Origin of the sequence: Janthinobacterium woesei (assembly GCF_051380875.1) — a bacterium.
In the GTDB taxonomy this organism is placed as follows: domain Bacteria; phylum Pseudomonadota; class Gammaproteobacteria; order Burkholderiales; family Burkholderiaceae_D; genus Janthinobacterium.
The window spans coordinates 1-20818 of the sequence record NZ_JBNYXW010000005.1 but is presented as its reverse complement, the minus strand read 5'-3'; the positions used below and the strand labels follow the sequence as shown (position 1 = coordinate 20818).

The window sequence follows — 20818 nt, the reverse complement described above, 5'->3', positions numbered from 1 at the left end:
CGCGTTTCAGTAGCATGATTTTGCGCAGACATTCTCACAAATTCTCACCAAATGACGAAAAAACAGGCCAATCCTGGGCAAACAGAGCCCCGTTTTTAGCCTTTCCGAACTTAACTACTGCGGCTAAATATTCGATGCTATAGTGGCCGCCAGAACGTGCCGGAGATCGATATCCCGGCGCGCAAATTGCACCGCCAATCCCGTCAATCACGCCCCAGAAAGGATGCATTTGCCGTATTGCAGCCACACGAGTTTCAGCGCACCACGGCGCTTTGCGCTGCGCCTGCTCGCTCGTACGATGCTGGCTGCGGGCATCCCACTGTCCCTGCCCGCACTGGCGCAGGCTCAGGCAGCGGCACCGGGCGTGGCGAATGCGCTGCTGTGGCCGTATGCGGCCGCCAGCGCCACGGCCCTGGCGGCACTGGCTTGCTGGCAAGCCTGGCGCTGGCGGCAACAATTACGGCTGCTGCAACACAGCTCTGAAAGCGTTACCGGGCGGCATCTCACGCAAGCCTTGCGCGGCGCCGCCATGGCCGGCTGGACATGGCGGCGCCATTCCGACCAGTTGCTGTTCGCCCCCCTGTACCAGGAAATACTCGGCGACAGGCAGGCGCGGCTGGAACACACGCTGGCCGATTGGCTGGCCGAAGTGCACCGCGATGACCGCGCACGCCTGAGCCTTGCGTTTCGCCAACAGTTCGATGGTCAGTCAGCCGATATCTTCCACTGCGAATTTCGTTTGCGCCACAGCGATGGCCACTGGCGCTGGCTGCTGGTACGCGGCGCCGTCCTGGCACGCGCCGCCGATGGCGCCGCCACGCAGGCCAGCGGCATCGTCTGCGACATCAGCGAACGCAAGATGGATGAGGAATCGCACATGCGCTGCATGCTCGAAGCGGCCCCCGAAGCCATGCTGGTGGCCGATATCGAGGGCAAGGTGCATTACGCCAACCAGATCGGCGCGCGCTGCTTTGGCTATCCGCTGGCGGAATTGACAGGCATGTCGCTGGAGCAATTAGTGCCGGAAAGCACGCCCAACCAGTCCGCAAGCGACCCGCAAGCGCGGCACAGCCTGCCCGGCAGGGTGATGCTGGCGCGCCGCCGCGACGGCACGCACTTCCCTGCCAAGATCAGCCTGTCGCCGCTGCATATGGCCGGCCAGGTGTTTTCCATCGTTTCCCTGCGCGACATGACGCAGCGGCAACGCGCCGAAGAAGCGCTGCACGCCAGCTCGGAGCGCTATCGATTGATCGTGCAGACGGCGGCCGAAGGCATCTGGATGACAGATGCCGATGGCAAGACCACCTTCGTCAATCCGAAGATGGCGCACATGCTGGGTTACTCGGTGGAGGAAATGCTGAACCGCCCGCTGCTCGACTTCATGGACCGCGACAGCCAGCTGCTGATGCAGCGCCGCCTGGCCAGCCACGGCAGCCTGGCCAGCCAGCCGGACCAGGTCGATTTCCGCTTCTTCCGCAAGGACCTGTCCAGCCTGTGGGGCTTGCTCTCGAGCACCAGCATCGAGTCGGACAACGGCGAGCCGGGCGGCACCCTGGCGATGATCACCGACATCACGGAGCGGCGCCAGGCATCGATCGCGTTGTCGAACTCCAGCCAGCGCATGGCCTCCGTCTTCGGCGCCGTGACCAATGGCCTGGTGGTGCAGGATAGCGACGGGCATATCCTGGAAAGCAATGCGGCGGCCGCGCGCATGCTGGCGGCCAGTCCGGTCGGCAACAGCCGGTGGCAAGCCATCCGCGAAGACGGCTCTGCCTTCGACCAGGACAGCCATCCCGTGCACATCACCCTGTCGACGGGCGTCGCCATGCGCGACGTGCTGATGGGCGTGCAGCAGCCAGACGGCTGCCTGTCCTGGCTGTCCGTGAATACGGAAGCCATCCGCGATGAACACGGCAAGGTGGGCATGGTGGTGGCCAGCCTGACGGACATCACGTATCACAAGCGCAGCGAGAGCGCCTTGCGCGAACTCAATGAACATCTGGAAGAGCGCGTGGCGCAGCGCACCCTGCAGCTCGACCAGGCCAAGCAGGTGGCCGAAGAGGCTAGCCTGGCGAAGGGCCAATTCCTGGCCAACATGAGCCATGAAATCCGCACGCCGATGAATGGCGTGATCGGCATGGCCTACCTGGCCCTGAAAACGGAGCTGGAGCCGCGCCAGCGCGACTACCTGGAAAAGATCCGCTTTGCCGGCGAACACTTGCTGGGCATCATCGACGACATCCTCGACATCTCGAAAATCGAGGCGGGCAAGCTGGAAATCGAGCGCGTCAATTTCAGCTTCGACCATGTAGTACAGACGCTGATGACGGTGGTGGCGCCACGCGCCGCCGGCAAGAACTTGGAACTGGTGTTCGAGATCGACCCGCAATTGCCGGCCGTGCTGGTGGGCGACCCGTTGCGCCTGGGACAAGTTCTGATTAACTACGCTAATAATGCCATCAAGTTCAGCGAAAAAGGTAGCATCACCATCAAAGTGCACAAGGTGGTGGCGGACGCCAAACACTGCCTGGTGCGCTTTGAAGTGTGCGATCACGGCATCGGCCTGTCGCAAGATGAAATGAGCAAGCTGTTCCAGTCCTTCCAGCAAGCTGACGCCTCTACCACGCGCGAGTATGGCGGCACGGGCCTGGGCCTGGCCATCTGCAAGCAGCTGGCCCAGCTGATGGGCGGCGAGGTGGGCGTCGACAGCCGCACCGGTGCCGGCAGCACCTTCTGGTTCACAGCCAACCTGGGCATTTCCGACCAGGCGGCGCCGGCCATGCTCGACAGCATGGCGCAGACGGCGGCGGCCATGCGCGCCAGCGCCGACGCGGCCCTGGTGATGCGCACGCTCCAGCATGCCCGCATCTTGCTGGTGGAAGACAATACTTTCAACCAGCAGGTGGCGCTGGAATTGCTGGAAGAAGCGGGTGCCTCGGTGTGCCTGGCCAACAATGGCGAGGAAGCGCTCGATCTGCTGCGCCAGACGCAGTTCGACTGCGTGCTGATGGACGTGCAAATGCCGTTGATGGATGGCTTGCAGGCAACGCGCCTCATCCGCGCCGACCCGCAGCTGGCGCATTTGCGCGTGCTGGCCATGACGGCCACGGCCACCAGCGAAGACCGCGTGCGCTGCCTGGAAGCGGGCATGGACGATTTCATTTCCAAGCCCATCCAGCCGGCCATGATGTACCAGACCATCGCCAGCTGGCTGCCGGTGCACGAGACGCCACCGCCCGTGCGCAGCCGCGCCGGGCCCGCCTTCAAGACCACCCTGGCCGGCGATCCGCAGGTGATCGACCTGTCCATCCTGGCCAAGTTGTTGGGCTACAACCCGCAAAAGGTGCGCAAGTTCGCCTTCAAGTTCCTGCAAACGACGCAGGAGGGCTTTGGCGACATCGATGCGGCTCTGGCGCGCGGCGACGTGCACCAGGTGCGCGAGCTGGGGCACCGCATCAAGTCGTCGGCACGCACGGTCGGGGCGCTGGGTCTGGCCGAGCTGTGCCACAACCTGGAAACCCTGGCACCGGGCGAACCGGTCGAGGAAGCCGAGCAGGCACAGCGCATCGTCACGCGTCTGTGGCCGCTGCTCGACCAGATTACCGAACACATCATGAACAACACCAGCTTTGCCAATGACGATTAGCCACCGCGAATAGACATTGCGGCAAGGTACCGGCATCGACCACGATGCAGCATAAAGACCGGAGATAGAAAGATATCACGATGAACAATGTATCCAATCAACACACTGAGGCCCAAGCCCAAGCCGAAGCAGGCGTAGCGCCACTGCGCATCTTGCTGCTCGATGACGACGTCTTCATGCTCGACGTGCTTAGCGACATGCTCGAACAGCTGGGCCAGTTCGACATCCGCTGCGAGTCGCACAGCGGGCAGGCGCTGGCCACCTTGCAGCAGCATCAGCCCGACTTGCTGATCTGCGACCTGTCCATGCCCGACGTCGACGGCATCGAATTCTTGCGCATGGCGGCAGAAAACGGCTTCCGTGGCGGTGTCGTATTGCTGTCGGGCCTGCATTCGGCCGTGCGCCTGGCGGCCGAACGCCTGGCGGTGGCCAATGGCCTGCATATATTAGGCACCTTCCGCAAGCCGATGGAAAGCGCAGAACTGGAGCTTATGATGAACTTGCAACGACAGCACACGGCGCGCCAGAGCGGCGTGCAAGCCTGAGGCAGGAACTGGGCGGGGAGGATGGAAGACGTGCCGTGGGCAAGCAGGCATGCGGCTTTGCCGCCCTGCAAAAGCACCTGGGACAGATCTGCCTCAAGTTTTTCTGCAATAATCGCCACGTTTTGAAAAAATGGGTTATTATTTCAGCCATCCCCGCCTGCATACCTCTGGTCGCACCTTCCAAGAACATTGAATTCGTGCCCATTGCCCCCATCTGCTAGCTGCATTCCAGGAAGCATGGATGGCGAACCAGCGTATGGTTAATTCCAGGCATTATTGATCCCACCCTCATTTGAGGAAAATATGAGCGAAAATATCAAACACATTAGCGATGCTTCTTTTGAAGCAGACGTCCTGAAATCCGACTTGCCCGTCCTGGTGGACTTCTGGGCGGAGTGGTGCGGTCCTTGCAAGGCCATCGCGCCTATTCTGGAAGAAGTTGCCAAGGAATACGCTGGCCGCATCCAGATCGCCAAGATGGACGTCGATGCCAACCAGGCAGTACCTGCCAAGTTCGGCATTCGCGGCATCCCGACCCTGATCCTGTTCAAGGATGGTGTCGCCGCTGCGCAAAAAGTGGGCGCCATGGCCAAGGGCCAGTTGACCGCTTTCGTCGACAGCAACATTTAATGTATGATAGGCAGCGCTGCGCCCGCAGCGCCGCCTGATTGGACAGAGCACCATACGCTGTCCCTTCCCTGATAAATTAATCAAGCCACGCAGTCCCCTCCCCTACCTTTACATCCCGTCTCGGGACACTCAACACATATGCATTTATCCGAACTAAAGGCCCTACACGTATCCGCCCTGCTTGAGATGGCGATCGGTCTTGACATTGACAACGCAGCCCGCTTGCGCAAACAGGAGCTGATGTTCGCTATCCTGAAAAAACGCGCCAAATCGGGCGAACAGATTTTTGGCGACGGCGCCCTGGAAGTGCTGCCTGACGGCTTCGGCTTCCTGCGCTCGCCTGACGCCAGCTACATGGCGTCCACCGACGACATTTACATCTCCCCTTCGCAAATCCGCCGCTTCAATCTGCACACGGGCGATTCGATCGAGGGCGAGGTACGGACCCCGAAAGATGGCGAACGCTATTTCGCACTGGTCAAAGTAGACAAGGTCAACGGCGAATCGCCGGAAATGTCGAAACACCGCATCCTGTTTGAAAACCTGACGCCGCTGCACCCGAACGAGCCGCTGCGCCTGGAACGTGAAATGAATGGCCAGGAAAACATCACCGGCCGCATCATCGACCTGATCGCCCCGATCGGCAAAGGCCAGCGCGGTTTGCTGGTGGCATCGCCGAAATCCGGTAAATCCGTGATCCTTCAGCACATCGCGCATGCCATCACGGCGAATCACCCGGACATCACCCTGATCGTGCTGCTGATCGACGAACGTCCGGAAGAAGTTACCGAAATGCAACGTTCGGTACGCGGCGAAGTGGTCGCATCGACTTTCGACGAACCGGCCACGCGCCACGTGCAAGTGGCTGAAATGGTGCTGGAAAAAGCCAAGCGCCTGGTCGAAATGAAAAAAGACGTGGTGATCCTGCTCGACTCGATCACCCGCCTGGCGCGCGCCTACAACACCGTCATCCCTGCCTCGGGCAAGGTACTGACCGGTGGTGTCGACGCGAATGCGCTGCAACGTCCAAAACGCTTCTTCGGCGCCGCGCGCAATATCGAAGAAGGCGGCTCGCTGACCATCATCGCCACGGCGCTGATCGAAACGGGCTCGCGCATGGATGACGTGATCTTTGAAGAATTCAAGGGTACCGGCAACATGGAAGTGCATCTGGAACGCCGCCTGGCTGAAAAACGTGTCTACCCGGCAATTAACCTGAACAAATCGGGTACCCGCCGCGAAGAATTGCTGATCAAGCCGAACGAGCTGCAAAAAATCTGGATCCTGCGCAAGTTGCTGTACTCGATGGACGAGATCGAGGCGATGGAGTTCATTCTCGACAAGATGAAAGCCACGAAGAACAACGCAGAGTTCTTCGACATGATGCGCCGGGGCGGGTAAACCCGCCACAAGTGAGGCGCAAGGAGCTTGTGCCCTGCATGGCCAAGCCGTTACGCTGGCGTGTGGCTGCGCCTCACGAAACCCCTGCGTCACCGCCGGGGGGGATAAACCTACTGCGCGGCCGCATTTACGATCTCCGTTGCTCACCGTACTCCAGTACGGTTGCGCTACTCAATCGCAACTGCGGCCTGCTCGCTACGGTTTCTCCCTCCCCGGTGGTAACATGTTGCCACCAAAGCCGCTTCCGAGCGGCTTTTTTATTGCCGGCGACCAAAAAGCGCTATATAATCGACGGTTGCATTATTTTAAACCCTGGCAAGTGATCGGCAATCGGGTCAAGAAGCAAGACGACCGACGAAGTGCTGTTTGGCTACCTACTTAGAGAGAATCCCATGAAAGTCGATACCCATCCAGAATACCGCGAAGTTGTTTTCCACGATCTGTCGTGCGATTTCAAATTCGTTACCCGCTCGACCATCCAAACCCGCGACAAAATCACCCATGACGGTAAAGAGTACCCATTGGTGAAGATCGAGGTTTCGGCTGAATCGCACCCATTCTTCACGGGCAAGCACAAAATCGTCGATACCGCAGGTCGCGTCGAGAAGTTCCGTCAGAAATTTGGTACCGTCGGTTCGAAAACCGCCATCGCAGCAGGCTAATTTTTGCCGCTCTGCGGCAAAAAAAGGCAGCTTCGGCTAGCAGGAAAAAGGCAGCTACGGCTGCCTTTTTTGTCTTTTACCGCCGCTTTGGCCACCTTGGCCGCTTTACTTTATACTGCCACTGCCGCTTACCCCCGACGCAATGCGTCGCGCCTTCCATTCTTACTGATACCGACCATCGATGAAGCCAGTCCGCCTTCCCGCCGCTGCCACACTCGCGCTGCCACGATGGGCCTTGTTTGCGCTTGGCCTGCTGTACATCCTGCCTGGCCTGATTGGCCGCGAGCCGTGGAAGAACGATGACGCCGCCAGTTTCGGCATCATGTGGACCATGGCGCACGGCGGCCTCTCCGACTGGCTGTGGCCCAATGTAGCCGGCCTGTCCATGCCAGAGGAAGGCCCGCTGACCTTCTGGCTCGGCGCCATTTTCATCAAATTGTTCGGCTGGATCGATGGCGACGTGTTTGGCGCGCGCATGTCGACCATTGGCATCTTCGTCGTCAGCACACTGTCGGTCTGGTACACCGCCTTCAACCTGGGCCGCCGCAACGACGCCCAGCCCCTGCGCCTGGCGTTCGGCGGCCAGCCTGAACCGGACGACTTCGGCCGCACCCTGGCCGATGCCGCCGTGCTCATCTACCTGGGCTGCCTGGGCTTGCTGCAGCACAGCCACGACATCACCGCCGAAGCGCTGTATGTTTCCCTGATGGCCTATCTGCTGTACCGCGCCGTGCGCTACGTGGAAGGCCCTTCCGTGCGCAATGCCGCCCTGCTGGGCCTGGCGCTGGGCGGCCTGACCCTCACGCGCGGCTGGATCACGCCGGCGGCGCTGACCATCGCCATGCTGCTGTGCACGGTGTTCCTGCGCCTGCCGCTGCTGCGCAGCGTGCGCCACCTGGCGCTGGCCTTGCTCGTGGCCATCGCGCTGACCCTGGTCTGGCTGCTGCCCGGCGAATGGCTGCAACCATACGGCCATGCGCCGCTGCAAGCATGGATGGAGTGGAATAGCCGCCAGTTCAGCGCCCCAAGCCTGAAAAGCGTGCAATATTTCTTGCGCGTCGGCATCTGGTTCTTCTGGCCGGCCTGGCCCTTCGCCGCCTGGGCCGTATATGCCTGGCGCCGCCAGCACCATGTGCTGCACATCGTCGTGCCGCTGACCTTTGTCGCCATGCTGGCCATCCTGGGCCTGTGCCATCCCGATCCCGACCCAAGCCAGCTGCTGCCCCTGCTGCCGCCGCTGGCCGTGATGGCCGCGTTTGGCTTGCTGACCATGAAACGGGGTGCCATCAACGCTATCGACTGGTTCTCCGTGACGGTGCTGACCATGTGCGCCGCCGCGCTATGGCTGTTCTGGTTCGCCATCCTGACGGGCTGGCCGACACAACTGGCGCACAATGCCCTGAAACTCTTGCCAGGCTTCAAACCTGGGCTGGACCTGATCGCCTTCTTCGTCGCCGCTGGCGTGACAGCTGGCTGGATCGCCCTGGTGCACTGGCGCATCTCGCGCCAGCCGGCCGTGCTGTGGCGCGCCGTGGTGCTGTCGTCCGGCGGACTGATACTCATCTGGGTACTGATCATGACCCTGTTCTTGCCGGAATTGAATTACAGCAAGAGCTACATCAGCGTGGCGCACCAGATTTCCATCAATTTACCGCCAGGCAACAATTGCATCACCAGCAATGTCGGCGCCGCCCAGCGCGCCTCGTTCGCCTACTATGGCCGCCTGCCGTTTGCCAGCGTGGACACGCAGCGCTGCGATTTGTTGCTGCTGCAAGACAGCACGAGGGTGCGCGACAACAAGGAACAGCTGCCTGAGCACCACGGCGCCGGCTGGATCAAGCTGTGGGAAGGGCGCCGCCCCACCGACGACGTGGAACGCTTCCGCCTCTACCAGCGCGTCAAATAAACAAAAAAACCGGGCCAGTTCAGCCCGGTTTTTTTATGCCTGCCGCGAAATAATCAGAGGCAGGAAAAGTGTTGCATTTAAATATATTTAATTAGTTAAATTGCACTAAAATTGCTTTTTAGATTATAATATCGCCCAGCGTGATGGCGGTGTTCTTGCTCTCCCGCCCTATCCTCCCTCTTACTATAAAAATACCCATGAAATCATTTATTACACGCACCCTGCCACTCATCAGCACCACCCTGTTCGCGCTCTCCTTTTGCGCCTCGGCCCAGGCAACCGTGATTGACCTGGGCGTCGCCAATGGCTACTCGGCCTTTATCTTTGGCAATATCGGCGGCAGCACAGGCAACAGTATCCAAAGTGGCTTCAGCAGCGTTAGCGGCAGCCTGGCCGCTGGCGGCAACATTTACCTGAACAGCTACGATGTCGGCACGAATAAAAAACCAGGCAGCAGCGTCAACACGCTCGTCGCTGGCGGCAGCCTGAAGATTGGCGACGGTACGCTCAAAGGTACGGCAGTGTATGGCGTCACCGATGCCAACGCCACGTTGACGGCACCATCCTGGTATGCACCGGGCACCTTCAGCAAGGGCAATGCGTCCACGCTGGACTTCGCAGCTGCCAAGCAGCAACTGACCACCCTGTCGAGCGATGTGGCCAAGCTGCAATCGAACGGCACGGCGGTATGGGAAAATGACGGCTACACCCTGCGCGGCGACATCAACGCGGACGTGAACATTTTCAATATCGATAAGAGCGAACTGCATAACCTGACGCTGGACCTGACCACGCTGAAAAGCACGGCCAGCATCATCATCAACGGTACCGCCAGCGACATCAACATGAGTGGCGGCTTCAGCAATTTTGGCAACTACGCCGACCGCACGCTGTTCAACTTTGCCAATGCCAGCACCACCACCGTCTCGGGCGTCTACGTGCGCGGCAGCATCCTGGCGCCGGACAGCGCATTTTCGGGCTCGGGCGATATGACCGGCACACTGATCGCCAATTCGGTCAACGACGGCAAAGGCCGTATCACCATGCTCGGCTCCGGCTTCAACACCGTGAGCGTGTCGGCCGTGCCGGAACCGGGCACCTACGCCATGCTGCTGGCCGGCCTGGGCTTGCTCGCCTTTGTGCGCCGCCGCACGCCAGCGCGCACACCGCAGGCGCACATGGCATAAGCGAGGCAAGCAACAACAAAACACCGGGCCGCGCCAGCGTCCCGGTGTTTTTTTATGTCAGACAGGAAAGTAAGCGCTTATTCCGCGCCCAGGCCCAAGTCCGTCGCCACTTGCTTGCGCAGCAGGTATTTCTGGATCTTGCCCGTCACCGTCATGGGGAAAGCTTCGACGAAGCGCACATAGCGGGGAATCTTGTAATACGCGATCTGGCCATCGCAAAAGGCGCGGATATCTTCGCTGGTGGTTTGCATGCCGGGGCGCAATATGATGCAGGCACACAACTCTTCGCCATACTTGGCGTCCGGCACGCCCACACATTGCACGTCGAGCACGCTCGGATGGCGGTACAGGAATTCCTCCACCTCGCGCGGATAGATGTTTTCGCCGCCACGGATGACCATGTCTTTCGAGCGGCCGACGATGCTGCAAAAGCCGTTTTCATCGATCACGGCCAGGTCGCCCGTGTGCATCCAGCGCGCCGTATCGATGGCTTCGGCCGTTTTTTCAGGGTCGCCCCAGTAGCCCTGCATCACGGAATAGCCGCGCGTCAGCAATTCGCCCTTCTCACCGCGCGGCACGATGGCCCCTTCCGCATCGACGATTTTCACTTCCAGGTGCGGGTGCACGCGGCCGATAGACGACACGCGCATGGCGCGCGGATCGTCGATCGAGGTTTGGAAGCTGACGGGCGAGGTTTCCGTCATGCCATAGGCGATGGTGATTTCCGCCATGTGCATCAGTTCGATGACGCGCGTCATGACTTCCATCGGGCATGGCGAGCCGGCCATGATGCCGGTGCGCAAGTTCGACAGATCGTATTGCTTGAAATCAGGATGGTCGAGGATGGCGATGAACATGGTCGGCACGCCGTGCAAGCCCGTGCAGCGTTCGGCCTGCACCGTTTCAAGCACGGCCTTGGGGTCGAAACCTTCGCCCGGATACACCATGGCTGCGCCGTGCGTGACGCAGGCCAGGTTGCCCAGCACCATGCCAAAGCAGTGATACAGGGGCACGGGAATACACAGGCGGTCCTTTTCCGTCAGGCGCATGGCTTCGCCGATGAAAAAGCCGTTGTTCAGGATGTTGTGGTGCGTCAAGGTGGCGCCTTTCGGCGCGCCCGTGGTGCCGGAGGTGAACTGAATGTTGACGGCGTCGTCAAACTGCAAGGTGGCGCTCACTTCTTCCAGGTGCGCCAGGTCGGCGTCCGTGATGCCATCGAGCAAGGCGTCGAAGTTGTGCATGCCCGGCGTGGCGGCCGCGCCCAGGCGGATGATGTGGCGCAACTGCGGCAGGCGCGGCGACTGCAGGTCGCCGGCGCGGCTATGGGCGATTTCCGGCACCACATCTTGCACGATGGCCAGGTAATCGCTGGACTTGAAGCTGGGCGACAGGATCAGCGCGCTGCATTGCACCTTGTCGAGCACATATTCGAGTTCCGAGCGCCGGTAGGCGGGGTTGATGTTGACCATGATCAAACCGGCTTTCGCCGTGGCAAACTGGGTCAGCACCCATTCGGCGCAGTTTTGCGACCAGATGCCGACGCGCTCACCGGGCCGCAAGCCCAGTTTCAACAAACCGGCGGCCAGGCGGTGCACGCGCTGCTGGAATTGCGCGTACGTCCAGCGCACGTCCTGGTGCGCCACGATCAGGGCATCGTGCTGGCCGTAGCGGGCGGCGATACCGTCCAGGTAGGCGCCGATGGTTTCGCCGATCAACGGCGTCTCGTGAGCGCCGTGTACATAACTCATTGCTTGCATGCTGTCTCCAGGGTGTGTGGCGCGACGCGCTCTTGTTATCATCTTCGATGTGTCTTCGATGCTGAAAATTATAGCCGCATACGCCCCCACCCTGCGTCGGCTTGCTGTAATGTGCAGACCGGCACGCAAGGGACGCACGCCAACTCACGCCAACTCACAGTAAATCACGGCACGACCCATTCATGACAGGCAACAACACGGCGCCCCCGCCCGAACAGGGCTTTATTTTGACCCGCCACTGGCGCGACACCAGCGCCGGCACGCAGGTCGATTTCTGGCTGGCAACAGATGCCGGGCCCCGCCACGTGCGCCTGCCCGTGCAGACGGCGGTCGCCTTTATTCCCATGGAGCAACGCGAACAGGCAGAACTGCTGCTGCGCGGCGAACGCCATGCCGAGCTGCGCCCCCTGTCCCTGTCGGACTTTCATCACCGCCCGGTGCTGGGTTTGTATTGCAAGCAATACCGGCACTTGCTGGCGCTGGAAAAACAGCTGCGCGCGCACGGCGTCGACGTCTACGAAGCCGACATCCGCCCGCCCGAGCGCTACCTGATGGAACGCTTCATCACGGCGCCGGTGGCGTTCAGCGGCGACACGGCGCAGGAAGTGCACTTGAAACCGGCACCCGGCTACCGCCCTGCATTAAAGCTGGTGTCGCTCGATATCGAGACGACGGCGCACGGCGAACTGTATTCGATCGCGCTGGAAGGCTGCGGCCAGCGCCAGGTCTACATGCTGGGGCCGCAAAACGGCGGCGCTGAAGTGCCCGATTGCGTGCTCGACTTCGCGCTGGAATACTGCGACACGCGCGCCCTGATCCTGGAAAAACTCAATGCCTGGATGGCGCTGCACGACCCGGACGCCATCATCGGCTGGAACCTGGTGCAGTTCGACTTGCGCGTCCTTAAGGAACATGCCGAGCGCTACAAGGTGCCCTTGCGGCTGGGACGCGGCGGCGCCATCATGGAATGGCGCGAGCATGGCGGCAAGCAAGAACATTACTTTGCCGCCGCTGCGGGGCGTTTGATCATCGACGGCATCGAAGCGCTCAAATCGGCGACCTGGAATTTCTCCTCGTTCAGCCTGGAAAACGTGGCGCAGACGCTGTTGGGCGAAGGCAAGTCCATCGACAATCCCTACCAGCGCATGGCCGAGATCGACCGGCGTTTCCGCGAAGACAAACCCGCGCTGGCGCGCTACAACCTCAGGGATTGCGAGCTGGTCACGCGCATCTTCGCCAAGACGGAATTGCTGACTTTTCTATTGGAACGAGCCAGCGTGACAGGCCTGGCGGCCGACCGCAGCGGCGGCTCGGTGGCCGCTTTCGAGCATCTGTACTTGCCGCTGATGCACCGGCAGGGCTATGTGGCGCCCAACCTGGGCGATGTTTCCGGCGAAAACAGCCCGGGCGGCTTCGTCATGGATTCCCAGTCGGGCCTGTACGACTCGGTGCTGGTGCTCGACTACAAGAGCCTGTACCCATCCATCATCCGCACCTTCCTGATCGACCCGGTGGGCCTGGTGGTGGGCACGCGCATGGGGGAACTTGAAGCGGAAGAGGAAACCGTGCCCGGCTACCGGGGCGCACAATTTTCGCGCGTGAAACATTGCCTGCCTGCCATCGTGGAACAGGTGTGGCGGGGGCGCGAGGCGGCCAAGCGCGAGCGCAACGCGCCCCTGTCGCAAGCCTTGAAAATCATCATGAATGCGTTTTATGGCGTGCTGGGTTCCAGCGGTTGCCGCTTTTTCGACCCGCGCCTGGCTTCGTCGATCACCCTGCGCGGCCACGACATCATGCACCGCACGCGCGAGCTGATTACCGGGCAGGGCTATCAGGTGATCTATGGCGACACCGATTCCACCTTCGTGTGGCTGAAAACGGCGCATACGGATGTCGAAGCGGGCAAGATCGGCCGCGCCCTGGTAACGCATGTCAATGCCTGGTGGGACCGCCACCTGCGCGAAGAGTTTGGCCTCGACAATGCGCTGGAACTGGAATTCGAGACGCATTACCGGCGCTTCCTGATGCCCACCATCCGCGGCTCGGAAGAAGGCAGCAAGAAGCGCTACGCGGGCCTGGTGGGCAAGCCCGACGGCAGCGAGCAGATGGTCTACAAGGGCCTGGAAACGGTGCGCAGCGACTGGACCCCGCTGGCGCAGCAATTCCAGCAAGACTTGTACCGGCGCATCTTCCAGCGCAGCGCCTACCAGGACTATGTGCGCGACTATGTGGCGCGTACCGTGCGCGGCGAATTCGACGCCTTGCTGGTCTACCGCAAGCGATTGCGCCGTCCGCTCGGCGACTACCAGCGCAACGTGCCGCCCCATGTGCGCGCGGCGCGCACGGCCGACGCCTACAACCTGGCGCAGGGACGGCCGCTGCAATACCAGAACGGCGGCTGGATCAGCTATGTCATCACGGTAGCGGGGCCGGAACCGCTGGAGACGCAGCGCTCGCCCATCGACTACCAGCACTACCTGACGCGCCAGTTGCAACCGGTGGCGGACGCCATCCTGCCGTTCCTGGGCGACGATTTTTCGCGCCTCGTATCGGGACAGCAGGACTTGTTTTAAATTTGTTTTAGATCAATTCTGCTTACCTGCGCGGCCAAGCTGAGGTAATATCGGCGCCTGCCGGGCCTGTCCTGCCCTGTCTGCAGGCGCTCTGCGCCGCAGCAGCGTAAAATACGCCATGGCGAAAGAATAAGAGCTGTTCCAGAGAAGAAGATGCCACTTCAGACGAGAATCGTTCGCAACAGGATTTTTCCCGCTGAAATGGCGCATAATTTAACACTATGAACCAGCAGCAGTACATCTCATCGTCTGCCCTGCTAATTTTTGAATGAATTGAAACCATGACCGAGATCACGTCCTTAAGAGACATCCCGCAAAAAAATATCTTCCGCAAAGGCGACACCTTTGTGCTGTTTGGCGAGCTGTTCGGCCGCGGCTATGTGAATGGCTTGCTGGACGAAGCGCGCAAGGCGGGCATGAATATCGTCGGCATGACGGTCGGCCGCCGCGATGAAAACATGGCGCTGCGCCCGCTGAACGCGGAAGAGCTGGCCGAAGCCGAAGCCAACCTGGGCGGCCGCATCATCAATGTGCCGCTGATGGCAGGTTTCGACCTCGACGCACCAGCGGGCGAGCCGACGCCGACGGCCCTGCTGGCTGGCATGACTCTGAAAAGCTGGCAGGAAGACAAGCTGGACTGGGCGCAGATCGAGCGCTGCCGCGAAGCCGGCATCGCCCGCTTCAGCGCTTCCGTGGCGAAAGCCATGGCCGAACTGGACAGCCTGATTCCTGACGGCAGCAATGTGTATTTTGCCCACACCATGGCCGGCGGCATTCCAAAAGTAAAAGTCTTCCTGGCCATCGCCAACCGCATCTACAAAGGCCGCAGCGAGCGTTTCATGTCCTCGCGCGCCCTGCTCGACAGCGACCTGGGCAAGTTGATCCTGATGAACTTCGACGAAGTCACCGCCAACACCTTGCAGCACCTGATCGACGGCAGCGCCGCCATCCGCGCCCGCATCGAGCAAACGGGCGGCCAGGTGCGCTACAGCGCCTACGGCTACCACGGCACCGAGATCTTGATCGACGGCAAATACCAGTGGCAAACGTATAGCAACTACACGCAAGGCCTGGCCAAGATACGCCTGGAAAACGTGGCCAAGGCCGCGTGGGAAAAAGGCATCAAGGCGACCGTCTTCAACTGCCCGGAAATCCGCACCAACTCGTCCGATATTTTCGTCGGCGTGGAACTGTCGCTGTTCCCCCTGCTCGACGCGCTGAAAAAAGAAGGCGGCGCAGCGTGGGCCGAAGAACAGTGGAAAATCTGCCAGGGCTTGCTGGAAGACGGCGTCTCGCTGCAAGACTTGCTCGACCGCATCGCCGCCTACAACGGCGACGCCACCAGCGTGCAGTTCCGCAACTTTGCCGCCTGGCCGATGGACAACACGCCGGAACTGGCCGAAGTCATGATCGGCACCTCGGACGACATCACCAAGCTGCACAAGGAGCGCAAGGAGCTGATCACCGACCACCTGAGTTCCCTGATACTGGAAGGCACGGGTCCGCTGATATTCCACGCCATGTCGGAGCCGCAAGCGCCCGTCATCTGGCTCAACCACGACATCATCGCGCGCCAGCTGAACTCCGCGCATCACTGAGCCTGACGCCGCAGCAGTGGTGAAAACGCCGCCCCGGGTTCGCGCCCCGCGCCCGCGCCCGGGGCGGCGTTTCTACTTTGGGCTAACACGGCAAGCGAAAAACTTGCCGAATTGCGACAAATAAGTGATAATGCGTCTCGCGCTGCCCGAGTGATGGAATTGGTAGACGTAGCGGACTCAAAATCCGCCGCCGCAAGGCGTGCCGGTTCAAGTCCGGCCTCGGGCACCAGAATTAAAGTAAAAAAGCACTGACTTCGGTCGGTGCTTTTTGCATTTCCGTCCTATTGTTTTCCCTGAATTTTTTACTGCATGCATTTCAACGCAAGGGCCCACGGCGCAGCCTTTGCGCGACGCACACGATGCATGGGATTCCCCTCGCCGCCAGTTGGCCGCGCAAGGCGGCGTGCATCGTTTAAGTTCTTTCAATAACCAAACGGTCGCACCGGCAGGCGCGGCGCCATCATCGCAGATCAACGCTCTTCGCGATAATAGTCACAGCCAGCGAAAGTGGTGCGCAGCGCTTGCTGCAGTTGGGCGTAGCGCTCCGGCGGGAGCTTGAAGCGCACGTCGATCTGGCCATCGTCGTCCATCTGCATGGCCGCCTCGGCATCCATCTGCACGGACAGGCGGTTCGGATGCAGGATCACGGCGTGCATGTGGCCATACCAGGAAAATTGCTGGCCGCAATATTCGATATACGGCTCATCCATGCCCAGCGCCACGTCCTGCGCGTCGTAGGCGTCGGCGCGCTGCAGCATCAGGTAGTCGGGCTCGCCTTTGCCTGCCGGCGCAGCCAGGGTGGTGATCAGGGCCTCGTCTTCATTGACGACGGACAACTCGGTGGCGGTAAATTCTGCGGACATGGCATGCTTTCAACGTAAATGGATGGCGCCACCATAGCGCAAAAGCGGCGCGGACAACATAGGCGCGCGAGGAATAAAGCCTGCCGGCCCTGTCCGCCATGGCCGCCTATAATGGCCCTTCAGACCAACCTCACAGGAGAGCGCCTTGTCCGCAGCATTGCCCTACACCACCCGCCTGGCCATCCCCGCAATCGTCACCTACCAGTACCTGCGCCTTGCCGCCGGCCTGAGCGCGAAAAGCACGGCGGCGGCAGCCAAGGGCTTGCCGAACTCCCTGTTTGCCGTGCAAGTGCTGCAGGGCGACGAGGTGGTGGGCATGGGCAGGATCATCGGTGATGGCGGCTGTTTCTTCCAGGTGGTTGATATTGCCGTGCTGCCCGCCCACCAAGGCAAGGGCCTGGGCAAACGGATCATGCGCGAAATCATGCGATTCATCGATACCGACGTGCCGCAAAGCGCCTATGTCAGCCTGATCGCCGACGGCCAGGCGCAAGACCTGTACGCGCAGTTCGGTTTCCGGCACACGGCGCCCGCCTCGGTCGGCATGGCGCTGAAACGCTGAATGCCAGGCTGGCGGCGGTCGCACCAGCGGCGCTGGCAAAAAACATCGTTGCTGGGCACGCCCGTGTACTTGAGCGGCGGCATCGGCCCCTGCGTGGCGGGCTTGCTGCGGCCCCGTATCGGGCTGTCCGTGTGGCTGTCGTTGATTCCACCCCGGCAACAGGCGCTGTTGCTGGCGCATGCGCAATGCCGGATCAAAGCGCGCGACCCGCAGCTGCTGGCCCTGGCGTATGCCTTGCTCTGTGTCATGCCGTGGAATTTGCCCCTGTGGTGGCCGTTGCACCGGCCGCGCTTTGCCATCGAGGTCGATGTCGACGCGCGCATGCTGGCGCAGGGCCATGCCTTGCGCGACTACGCGGCCCTGCTGCGCCAGCACGGTCAGTAGGCGAACTTGCTATAGTAGCGGCAACGGGGCGCTGCGCGCCCGCACCATCGACTCACCCTTCCCATAAATCAGAGAGATACCATGCTTTACCTGCTTGCCATCGCGATCGTCATCGCCCTGCTGTATTACGTCTTCAGCGGCCGCACGCCCGTGCAGCCGCTGCACAAGGCGCTGCTGTCGATACGCCAGTACGTGCCGGCGATTCCCCCGGGCGCACCCGCGCACCACTGGCGAGACGAAGGGCGCTTTGCCTCGGAAGTGGAAAATGAATCGATGTACCAGTCAGCCATCGCCAAGCTGGCGGGCGAGCATGGCCCCGGCAACGCAGAGGAAAAATGCCTGGCCCTGCTGGTCTGCGACGACGCCAACCCGTTCCAGGACAAAGCCATCGCCGTCTTCATCGATGGCCAGCTGGTGGGCTATCTGTCGCACAACGACGCGCTGCGCCTACGCCGCAACCTCGGCCGCCAGGACCTGGTGGGCCAGCTGACCTCGTGCGACGCCGTCATCCGTGGCGGCGGGCTGTGGAACGGCAAGCGCCTGTCATACGCCGTCTGGCTGGACTTGCAACCTCACAACTAACAATACCGGCACCGCGCGCGCCAGCTCGACGGCGCGCGCGCTAGCAAGGCCGGGTAGAAACATAGCCCCAGATACATTCCTCATGGCAAGCCGCCAGCATCGGCGAACACGCCGAGGGCGGCATGCTGGCGCTGGCGGGCCGTATCGTCACCGTGGCCGACGTCTTCGACGGTACGCCCGTACAAGCGTGCCAGATCCGTGCCAGACGCCGTGGCCTTCCTGCAGGCGCAAAAAGGCAGCCACTTCGATGCGCGGCTGGTCGACCTGTTTGTGCAGCAATTGCCCACCATCGACGCCATCCGGCTGCGCTGGGCGGAAAAAGAAAGTGAAATAGTGGCAAGCTGAAAAGTGAACTCCCGCCATCGCCAATGTTGTTGCGTCACACAAGGAAGAGTCGAACACGATGGTGCCGACGCCGATGCAGACCACTGACAGGGGCAGGGAGTTCCTGTCTAGTTTAGGCGCTGCGTCATCACAGCTTCTTGATATTTATCAAAGTTCCTTGAGCCTCTTCTGCTTATCAAGCACGATTGTGCCTCATCAATACCACCCTCTTTCACCCCGTTAACATGACCGATACCCGCTCAATGGCGCAGGCCTGCGGACCATCGCTTTCATCGAAACGGAGTAGCGTCATGTCCAGCATGAACGACAATGCCAAGCTGTACATTCAAACCCTGTCGTACAACGAGAATGCGGCTCCGGCGCAAGTGCTGGCGCAACCCTGGTGGGTACGCACGCCGCAGCCCGTTTATTCTCCGCGCCATAGTTGTCACATCGAGCCTTTGATCTGCGGCGAGAATGTCTTCAAACGGATCGCCGCCGATCTCGACAACGCTACAGATAGCGTAGACATCATCACCTGGGGTTTCGATCCAGGCATGGTGCTGGTGCGCGGCGTGGCTGGCGAACTGGGGACGCGTTATGGCGACCTGCTCAAGACAATCGCCGCACGCAAGCACAACCCCGTCCAAGTGCGCTTGCTGGTCTGGCACGATGATGTACTCGCACAGTCGCAGATGAAAAATATTCCCGGTTTCTATGGCACGCGCTTTCCCGCCGTCGGCTGCACCGGCGCCGGCTACTACAGCAAAGTGCATCAGGAATATAACGCCGCCTGGTTTGAAGAAATCCGCGCAGGCGCGATACCGAACATCAGTTTTCACGTACGCCTGCTCGATCCTGCGCTGCTGAAAACCTCCCTGCAAGGCGAGTCTATGCCTCAGGGTGTCGTCGCCAGCGTCAGTAGCTGGTATGCCAGCCATCACCAGAAAATGTTACTGATCGACTATGAAAAACCGGCGCAGGCCATTGGCTATGTCATGGGACACAACTCCATTACCGATTTCTGGGATACCGAAGCACACCTGTTCCGGGACCCGCGCCGCGAACGCTTCTACCGTGAGGATCCAGCCACCGAACACAATCAGGCATGGAAACAGGGACCAGCACTCGATCCCGCAGGTGGTTTGTATGTCCCGGCTACATACCATCGCAGGCCCTCCTCGAGCAAAAACAGCAAGCCGCACAAGCCTTTCTGGAGCAGAACAGTTACATCACCAAACCATTCCAGGATGTGTCATGCCGTGTACGCGGAGCAATACTGCATGACTTGAATCACAATTTCTGCCAAGGCTGGAGAACATCGCAGCGTCCCAACGCCATGTTCATGGATCTGTTCTGGTTAGGAAATTTTGCAAAACATAGCTGGTCGCGCCAAGCCGGAAATAAAGTCAGCAAATGGATAAATCCTGAAAAGGACAGTGGTTTTGTCGCCAGGCGCCTGGCCATCAAAGCAGGCGTATTTCATGTACCGAGTGGTCGGCACAGCGTGCAATTGCTGCGTACCCAGCCCCAATATGACGAAAAAACCATCAAGGAGTGTTGTGCCAACCTGAACCGGCAAACACAGCACTACATCTTCATTCAAAACCAGTACATCCAGTACGAAGCGTGGGCCGATCACCTGATCGAATGCGCGAAAATCCTGCGCACGGCCGGCTACCGCAAGAAAATCTATGTCTTCATCCTCACTTCCACGCCAGAGAAAAGCGGCATGGACCGGCCCACCTACAATGTCTTGGGCAAGATAGGCGAAAGCGAGCGCATGGCTGTCGAACATGCAGAAGCCGTCAACAAGGCCATGCGCGGCGAGGGTCCGCCACCCATCACGCCAGACGCCATGGCAAAACAGGGCATCCACGTGGTGATGGGATCGCTGTGGACCTGCGCCAGGGAAGCGTGCTGCATTTACGACTACGAAGAAATCTATATCCACGCCAAAGTCGCCATCGTCGACGACGCCGCATTCACGTTGGGTTCAGCCAATATCAACCTGCGCAGCATGGCCATCGACAGCGAACTCAACATCTTGAGCCAGGCCCAGGACGTGGCGTATGCGCTACTGGTGAGCGACAATTATCTTGGCCGGTAGACGACAACTATCTTGGCCGGTTTATCACCTGAAACCGGTCCGGTGCGGAAGCGAGGTTTACAGTTGTTTCATTCAGCATGGAGCTGGG

At 60.6% G+C, this 20818-nt stretch carries 18 protein-coding genes and 1 tRNA gene; 17 read left to right on the top strand and 2 right to left on the bottom strand.

Features of this window, described 5'->3' with window-relative positions; genetic code table 11:
• The first annotated feature begins 229 nt into the window (after positions 1–229).
• The 8 genes from ACQ4W6_RS06335 to ACQ4W6_RS06300 all read left to right on the top strand — a co-directional run bounded on the left by ACQ4W6_RS06335 (position 230) and on the right by ACQ4W6_RS06300 (position 9977).
• Positions 230–3646, top strand: coding sequence for a PAS domain S-box protein (locus ACQ4W6_RS06335; protein WP_436566335.1), 3417 nt, complete (start codon positions 230–232; stop codon positions 3644–3646).
• A gap of 80 nt (positions 3647–3726) precedes the next feature.
• The gene (locus ACQ4W6_RS06330; RefSeq protein WP_436566334.1) at positions 3727–4191 is read left to right on the top strand and encodes a response regulator; all 465 of its coding nucleotides are present in this window, start codon (positions 3727–3729) and stop codon (positions 4189–4191) included.
• A gap of 35 nt (positions 4192–4226) precedes the next feature.
• Positions 4227–4412 carry a hypothetical protein gene (locus ACQ4W6_RS06325; protein ID WP_436566333.1) on the top strand — a complete coding sequence of 62 codons (186 nt, stop codon included), beginning with the start codon at positions 4227–4229 and terminating at the stop codon, positions 4410–4412.
• An 82-nt stretch (positions 4413–4494) separates the two neighbouring features.
• Positions 4495–4821, top strand: coding sequence for a thioredoxin TrxA (trxA, locus tag ACQ4W6_RS06320; RefSeq protein WP_077408631.1), 327 nt, complete (start codon positions 4495–4497; stop codon positions 4819–4821).
• 138 nt (positions 4822–4959) lie between these two features.
• Positions 4960–6222, top strand: coding sequence for a transcription termination factor Rho (gene rho, locus ACQ4W6_RS06315; protein WP_034746249.1), 1263 nt, complete (start codon positions 4960–4962; stop codon positions 6220–6222).
• Between the two features lie 392 nt (positions 6223–6614).
• On the top strand, positions 6615–6884 hold the full coding sequence (locus ACQ4W6_RS06310) for a type B 50S ribosomal protein L31 (RefSeq protein WP_436566332.1): 270 nt from the start codon (positions 6615–6617) through the stop codon (positions 6882–6884).
• 181 nt (positions 6885–7065) lie between these two features.
• Positions 7066–8790 carry an ArnT family glycosyltransferase gene (locus ACQ4W6_RS06305; protein ID WP_436566331.1) on the top strand — a complete coding sequence of 575 codons (1725 nt, stop codon included), beginning with the start codon at positions 7066–7068 and terminating at the stop codon, positions 8788–8790.
• Positions 8791–8987: 197 nt separating this feature from the next.
• Positions 8988–9977, top strand: coding sequence for a choice-of-anchor A family protein (locus ACQ4W6_RS06300; protein ID WP_495542718.1), 990 nt, complete (start codon positions 8988–8990; stop codon positions 9975–9977).
• 77 nt (positions 9978–10054) lie between these two features.
• Here ACQ4W6_RS06300 and ACQ4W6_RS06290 read toward each other — a convergent pair whose 3' ends face one another.
• Entirely contained in the window at positions 10055–11734 is a 1680-nt protein-coding gene (locus ACQ4W6_RS06290; RefSeq protein WP_436566330.1) for an AMP-binding protein, read from the bottom strand.
• A gap of 182 nt (positions 11735–11916) precedes the next feature.
• On the opposite strand from ACQ4W6_RS06290, the gene ACQ4W6_RS06285 reads away from it, so the two are divergent.
• The 3 genes from ACQ4W6_RS06285 to ACQ4W6_RS06275 all read left to right on the top strand — a co-directional run bounded on the left by ACQ4W6_RS06285 (position 11917) and on the right by ACQ4W6_RS06275 (position 16134).
• The gene (locus ACQ4W6_RS06285) at positions 11917–14307 is read left to right on the top strand and encodes a DNA polymerase II (RefSeq protein ID WP_436566329.1); all 2391 of its coding nucleotides are present in this window, start codon (positions 11917–11919) and stop codon (positions 14305–14307) included.
• Between the two features lie 281 nt (positions 14308–14588).
• Positions 14589–15905, top strand: coding sequence for an enoyl ACP reductase FabMG family protein (locus ACQ4W6_RS06280; RefSeq protein ID WP_436566328.1), 1317 nt, complete (start codon positions 14589–14591; stop codon positions 15903–15905).
• A gap of 144 nt (positions 15906–16049) precedes the next feature.
• Positions 16050–16134 (top strand) — tRNA-Leu (locus ACQ4W6_RS06275).
• Between the two features lie 241 nt (positions 16135–16375).
• Here the strand turns inward: ACQ4W6_RS06275 and ACQ4W6_RS06270 are convergent.
• Positions 16376–16768 (bottom strand): Imm10 family immunity protein, encoded by a 393-nt coding sequence (locus ACQ4W6_RS06270; protein ID WP_436566327.1) that lies wholly within the window; start codon positions 16766–16768, stop codon positions 16376–16378.
• Between the two features lie 145 nt (positions 16769–16913).
• On the opposite strand from ACQ4W6_RS06270, the gene ACQ4W6_RS06265 reads away from it, so the two are divergent.
• From ACQ4W6_RS06265 to ACQ4W6_RS06240, 6 genes are all read left to right on the top strand, one after another.
• Entirely contained in the window at positions 16914–17330 is a 417-nt protein-coding gene (locus tag ACQ4W6_RS06265) for a GNAT family N-acetyltransferase (RefSeq protein ID WP_436566326.1), read from the top strand.
• Positions 17331–17714, top strand: coding sequence for a hypothetical protein (locus tag ACQ4W6_RS06260; protein WP_436566325.1), 384 nt, complete (start codon positions 17331–17333; stop codon positions 17712–17714).
• An 81-nt stretch (positions 17715–17795) separates the two neighbouring features.
• Positions 17796–18296, top strand: a complete 501-nt coding sequence (locus ACQ4W6_RS06255; RefSeq protein WP_436566324.1) for a hypothetical protein — start codon at positions 17796–17798, stop codon at positions 18294–18296.
• Between the two features lie 198 nt (positions 18297–18494).
• A complete protein-coding gene (locus tag ACQ4W6_RS06250) occupies positions 18495–18641 on the top strand; it encodes a hypothetical protein (RefSeq protein WP_436566323.1) in 147 nt (48 codons plus the stop codon).
• 290 nt (positions 18642–18931) lie between these two features.
• Positions 18932–19912 (top strand): phospholipase D-like domain-containing protein, encoded by a 981-nt coding sequence (locus ACQ4W6_RS06245; RefSeq protein WP_436566322.1) that lies wholly within the window; start codon positions 18932–18934, stop codon positions 19910–19912.
• Positions 19913–20127: 215 nt separating this feature from the next.
• Positions 20128–20730, top strand: coding sequence for a phospholipase D-like domain-containing protein (locus ACQ4W6_RS06240; protein WP_436566321.1), 603 nt, complete (start codon positions 20128–20130; stop codon positions 20728–20730).
• Positions 20731–20818 lie beyond the last annotated feature (88 nt).